This is a genomic window from Cecembia lonarensis LW9, from assembly GCF_000298295.1.
Classification (GTDB): domain Bacteria; phylum Bacteroidota; class Bacteroidia; order Cytophagales; family Cyclobacteriaceae; genus Cecembia; species Cecembia lonarensis.
Window position 1 is genome coordinate 1 of sequence record NZ_AMGM01000356.1, and the last position, 504, is coordinate 504.

Genomic DNA, 504 nt, shown 5'->3' on the forward strand with positions numbered 1-504 from the left:
CGTCGAGGGAACGCTGCGCAACAAGCTCTTCGGCAAGGGTGACCGCGTCCAAGACTCGCACCGTGCGGCGAACTACCGGTTCGTCAACGCCGGGGTGAAGTAGCTTGGCGTAATTACGGCCAGTAGTTTTGGGTGGTGGCGCTGCTTGGGGGAGCGCCACCACCCGAGGCGTTTAAGCGGCCAGGCTGACGACCAGGTTGATGGTCGTGGCCAGGATGCCTGTGCCAAAGAGGAACGCCAGCAGGCTGTGGCGCAAAACGGCCGAGCGCATCTCACGGGTGGTGATATCGGTGTCCGAGACCTGATAGGTCATCCCGACGCTGAAGGCCATGTAGGCGATATCCGTATACTGCGGAGGTTCGTTCTGGTTGAAGCTGATGCCACCGGGAACCGCGCCATAATAAATCGTGGCGTAGCGCAGCGTATAGAGCGTGTGAACCATCAGCCACGACATCGCCGTGCACATCAGGGCAAACAATGCCAGTAGCAGCCTGGCCGATCCCG

General features: G+C 60.7%; 1 protein-coding gene. It reads right to left on the minus strand.

Features of this window, described 5'->3' with window-relative positions; all coding sequences use genetic code 11:
- Positions 1–172 precede the first annotated feature (172 nt).
- Positions 173–504 (minus strand): DUF1345 domain-containing protein (locus B879_RS24400; protein ID WP_157231826.1); only part of this gene is annotated, 332 nt, incomplete at its 5' end.